At 61.2% G+C, this 5,324-nt stretch carries 3 protein-coding genes and 1 pseudogene; all 4 read left to right on the forward strand.

The features are described from left to right. A pseudogene (locus KO516_RS24450) lies at window positions 1–212 on the forward strand (hypothetical protein); the annotation flags it as partial. 231 nt (window positions 213–443) lie between these two features. After that, entirely contained in the window at window positions 444–1,277 is an 834-nt protein-coding gene (locus KO516_RS20280; protein ID WP_252737752.1) for an HlyD family secretion protein, read from the forward strand. Window positions 1,278–1,288: 11 nt separating this feature from the next. Next, entirely contained in the window at window positions 1,289–4,021 is a 2,733-nt protein-coding gene (rbbA, locus tag KO516_RS20285; protein ID WP_216005609.1) for a ribosome-associated ATPase/putative transporter RbbA, read from the forward strand. Between the two features lies 1 nt (window position 4,022). Further along, window positions 4,023–5,144, forward strand: a complete 1,122-nt coding sequence (locus KO516_RS20290; protein WP_216005610.1) for an ABC transporter permease — start codon at window positions 4,023–4,025, stop codon at window positions 5,142–5,144. Window positions 5,145–5,324 lie beyond the last annotated feature (180 nt).

The following is a 5,324-nucleotide window of genomic DNA, read 5'->3' on the forward strand; positions in this document are numbered from 1 at the left end:
CCGTCACGTTGGCAATCCCCAGCAAAGCCATCACGTCCATTTTTGGCGAAGAGCTGGAGACAACGCTGCACCGCTATGTCTGGCTCTACAACCAACAGCTCCCGCAATCAGCATTGGGCAGCAAGTCGCCATTGCAGGCGATGAAAGACTGGCACACACTCAAGCCAGCGCTGATCAAGAAACAGCCATATTACCCGCCGGGATGTAACACTTGGGCGATCATGGTCGAGCATTCGGCGCGGACGAGCTGGAGGGAGAATGACATGCGGGTGAACAAGGCCCTGATTGCACTACTCGCTGTTGCCGCGCTTGGCGTTGGCTATTATTTTCTTGAGCAGGCATCGGATACGGGGCTGCCGGAGGGGATAGCCTTTGGCAACGGCCAAGTGGAAGCGGTTCAGGTCGATGTGTCTTCGCTGATCGCCGGGCGGGTTGCGTCTGTCATGGTCAAAGAAGGCGATCTCGTTGAACCCGAGCAACTGGTTGCGTTGCTCGACGCCGATGTGATCACCGCGCAGCTTGCGCAGGCGCAGGCCGAGGTTGCCGCGGCAAATGCTCAGGTCGTTGCCGCCGAAGCGACGATTGCGCAGGCCGAGGCGTTGATGACCCTCGCCGAGGAGGAATTGACGCGGACCGAGGCGCTTGAACAGCGCGGAACGGCCACCACCCAGGTTCTCGACAGTCGCAAAACCGATGTCGCTGTGGCGCAGGCCAATCTTGACGCGGCCAAGGCCGCGCTTGTCAGTTATCAACGCGGCGTCGATGCGGCGGTTGCCGCAGCCGCCCAGGTGGCCAGCAATCTGGAGGACACCGAACTTACATCCCCGACGCTTGGCCGGGTGCTCTATCGTCTGGCGGAACCGGGCGAGGTCATCAGCGCCGGATCGAAGGTGTTGACCATCGTCGATCTGTCCGAAGTCTACCTTGAATTCTTTTTGCCCGCGACGCAGGCCCACCGGCTGGCCGTTGGCAGCGAGGCACGCATCAAGCTAGATGTGGTCGACGCGGTCGTGCCCGCCACGGTCACTTTTGTGTCTCCGGTGTCGCAATTCACGCCGCGTTCGGTCGAAACGGCGGATGAGCGTCAGAACCTGGTGTTCCGCGTGCGCGCGCGGATCCCGCAGGAACTGGTGCAGACCTATATCGACTACGTGCGCACCGGCATCCGCGGAGTGGCTTATGTGCGACTGGCACCCACTGCCGGCACTGCCGAAACCGACTGGCCGGAGGAACTTGCGCTTGATGATCTTGCCGCCCTTCCAATCCTGAACCAGTAGGAACAATCGCCATGACGGTTGTTTTCGCCCAAGGATTGACGCAGCGCTATGGCGCGGTCACCGCGCTTGACGACGTTACGGTTTCGCTGCCCGCAGGCCAGATGGTGGGCCTTCTGGGGCCGGACGGGGTGGGCAAATCCACCTTGCTGGATCTCATCGCGGGCGCGCGGGTCATGCAGACCGGCGATTTGCAGGTGCTGGGCGGCGACATGCGCGCGCCCGGGCATCGGCGCAAGGCCGGACCGCGCATCGCCTACATGCCGCAGGGTCTGGGCAAGAACCTGTACCACGCGCTGTCCGTCGCCGAGAACATGGAGTTCTTTGGCAACCTGTTCGGGCTAGACGCAAAATCCCGCCGCGCGCGGATCGAACGGTTGACCCGCGCCACAGGGATGCACGCGTTTCTCGACCGCCCGGCGGGCAAGCTGTCGGGCGGCATGAAGCAGAAACTGGGCCTGTGCTGTTCCTTGCTGCATGATCCGGACCTGCTGATCCTTGATGAGCCGACCACCGGCGTCGATCCTTTATCCCGGCGACAGTTCTGGCAGCTGATCGGCACCATCCGCGCTGATCGCCCCGAGATGTCGGTGCTGGTGTCCACCGCCTACATGGACGAGGCCGAAGAGTTTGACTGGCTGGTGGCCATGGATGCGGGCCGCGTGCTGGACACCGGCACACCGGAGGCGCTGAAAACCCGCACCGGCACCGCCGATCTTGAAAGCGCGTTCGTCCAGCTTTTGCCCAAGGATAAGCGCGGCGAGCAAAACGGTCTGATCATCCCGCCACTGGCGATTGATGACGGCCCGCCGGCCATTTCGGCGCGCGGGCTGACAAAACGGTTCGGCACATTCGCCGCCGTGTCGGATGTGAACTTCGACATCCGGCGCGGCGAGATCTTTGGGTTTCTCGGCTCGAACGGCTGCGGCAAGACCACCACGATGAAGATGCTGACGGGGCTTTTGCCGATCTCTGAAGGTCAGGCTGACATGTTCGGCCAGCCAGTGGATGCCTCTGATCTGAAGGCCCGCAAACGTGTGGGATTCATGAGCCAGACCTTTTCGCTTTATGGTGAATTGACCGTGCGCCAGAACCTTGACCTGCATGCCCGACTGTTCGAGATGCCGCGCGAGTATGCCCGCAAACGGATCGCCGCCTTGGTGGCGCGCTTTGGTCTTGGCCCGCATCTGGATCTGGCCTCGGGCGCCTTGCCTCTGGGTTTGCGGCAGCGCTTGTCACTGGCGATCGCGGTTCTGCACGAACCAGAGGTGCTGATCCTCGACGAGCCGACCTCGGGGGTCGATCCGGTGGCGCGGGATAAATTCTGGGAACTGTTGGTCGAACTGTCGCGCGGCGACGGCGTGACGATTTTCATCTCGACCCATTTCATGAACGAAGCAATGCGCTGCGATCGTATTTCGCTAATGCATGCCGGTCAGGTTCTGGTGGTCGGCTCCCCGGATGACATCGCGGCAACCAGCCCGTCGGGCAGCATCGAAGACAGTTTCATCCACCATATCGAAACCGCGATCGCGGGCAGCGGCGCAACGTCCGAGGCACCGGCCGCGCCTGAAAGCAGACAGCTGGGCGCTTCGATGGCGCATTCCCCAACGTCGGGCGGGTTCAGCCTTCGGCGCATGGCGGCCATCTCCTTGCGCGAATGGCGCGAGGTGCGCCGCGATCCGATCCGTCTTGCCTTTGCCTTTTTCGGATCGATCTTTCTGACCATCGTCTTTTCTCTCGGGATTTCGATGGATGTCGAAGATATCTCCATGGCCGCGCTCGATTTGGATCAAAGCCCGGCCAGCCGTGAGTACCTGAGCGCCTTTTACGGCTCTCCGACGTTTGCCGAACAACCCGAGCTGTTGACCCGCGACGAGATCGTCACCCGCATGGCGTCCGGCGCGCTGACCGTCGCCATGGAAATCCCCCCCGGCTTTGGGCAGGATCTCAAGCAGGGCCGGGACGTGACGGTGTCGACATGGATCGACGGTGCCAACACCACCCGCGCCGGCACGATCGAGGCCTATGTGACCGGCGCGCATTATGCCGCACTAGAGGACGGGTATCGCCGCGAAGGCATCGACCCGGACGATCTGGCCAGTTACGACATCCAGAGCAGATATCGTTATAACCCGACCTTTGAAAGCATCCGCGCCATCGGTCCCGCCGTGCCCGCGATCCTGTTGATGATGTTTCCTGCGATCCTGATGGCGATCTCGGTGGCGCGTGAAAAAGAGATCGGCACGATCACCAATTTCTACGTCACCCCCACCAGCAGGGTCGAGTTTTTTGTCGGCAAGCAGATCCCCTATGTGCTGATCACCTTGGTGAATGCGCTCAGCCTGGCGCTGGTGGTGACATTCGGGCTTGGCGTGTCGTTGACCGGCAGCCTTGCGGCCTTGTTGGTTGGGTCGGCTTTGTATGGTGCGGCGGTGACGTCTTACGGTTTGCTGATTTCCTCGGCCACGCGCACGCAGGTCGCGGCAATCTTTGCCACGGCGATCCTGTCGATGATGCCGACGATCCAGTTTTCGGGGATGATCCAGCCGATTTCAACGCTGAACGGCGGCGGCCAGCTTATTGGCGAGCTTTGGCCCGCCAGCTATTTCATGCACCTGTCAGTTGGCGCTTACACCAAGGGGCTCAGCTTTGGCCAATTGGTGCCTGACATGCTGGCGCTTGCGGGGTTTGTCCCGGTTTTCCTGATCCCCGCGCTGCTGCTCCTGCGCAAACAGGAGCGATAGGATGGGACACCTGAAACATGTCTTCTGGCTTGGAACCAAGGAGCTGCGCGCCGTTCTGTCGGACGTGACGATGGTCGCGCTGATCCTGTTCACCTTCACCGGCATGGTTTACATGCAGGCCAGCGCCTTGCCCGAGAATGTGAACAACGCCTCGATTGCCATCATCGATGAGGACAATTCCGCCCTGACGCGCCAGATCGCCAACGCGTTCTATCCGCCCTATTTTCAGACGCCCGATTACATCACCGCCGCCGACAAGGCCCCGGCGATGGATGCAGGAGACTATCTGTTCGTGCTGTCTTTCCCGCCGGATTTCGAGGCGCAGATGCGCCGCGGGCACACCCCCGAAATTCAGATCGACATCGACGCCACAGCGGTCATGCAGGCTGGTCTGGGCGACAGCTATATCCAAAGCATCGTCACGGCGGAAATCACCCGGTTTCAGCAGGGCACCGACGCCGAGACCATTTACCCGATCACCAATGAAATTCGCCGCGCCTTCAATCCCAACGGCGAGATGAGCTGGTTCAACGCGATCACGGGCATACTCGATTTTCTAAATCTTATCATCATCATGCTGACCGGTGCTGCGTTGGTGCGTGAACGAGAGCATGGCACCATCGAGCATCTGATGGTCATGCCCCTGCGTGCGATCGATATTGTGCTGGCCAAGATCTGGGCCAATGGTGTGATCGTTCTGGCGGCCTTTGCCATCTCGATGATCTTCGTGGTCGAAGGTGCGCTGGACGTTCCCGTGGCCGGGTCCCGCGGATTGCTGATCTTTGGTGCGATGCTCTATGTGTTCGCCGCCAGTTCCATCGGCATTCTGCTGGGCACCATTGCCCGCACGATGTCGCAGTTTGCGCTGCTGGTGTTGTTGGTGGTCCTGCCGATGATGCTGCTGTCCGGCGGGATCAGCCCGATCGAAAGCCAACCCGACCTGTTGCGACCCTTCACCAGCCTTCTACCATCGCGCCACTACATGTCCTTTGCCCAAGCAGTGGTGTTTCGCGGTGCGGGGCTCGAGATTGTCTGGCCGGATTTCCTACGCATCGTCGGACTTGGGGTGGTCTTCCTGCTCGGCAGTCTTGCCGCGTTTCGGCGATCCCTGAGCGCAGGGTGACGCATGATCGCCCTGTCGGTCGGCGGCGGCATCCGAACCATGTCCCGCCAGGGGATTGCCAACGTGACGGCATCAGCATGAGACGGCCGCCAGGGGTGTTTGTGTCAGGCGGTCATTTCGAACGCATAGTTGGCCACAGGCCGAAGGCATCGGATCTTTCATGGCGGTATGAGGCGGTGG

This window comes from Citreicella sp. C3M06 (assembly GCF_018860705.1).
Taxonomy (GTDB): domain Bacteria; phylum Pseudomonadota; class Alphaproteobacteria; order Rhodobacterales; family Rhodobacteraceae; genus Salipiger.

Bases quoted from the DNA above. Each gene is read 5' to 3' on its own strand.
- KO516_RS20280 (WP_252737752.1), top strand. From the start codon at position 444: ATGGTCAAAGAAGGCGATCTCGTTGAACCCGAGCAACTGGTTGCGTTG.
- KO516_RS20290 (WP_216005610.1), top strand. From the start codon at position 4,023: ATGGGACACCTGAAACATGTCTTCTGGCTTGGAACCAAGGAGCTGCGC.
- rbbA (WP_216005609.1), top strand. From the start codon at position 1,289: ATGACGGTTGTTTTCGCCCAAGGATTGACGCAGCGCTATGGCGCGGTC.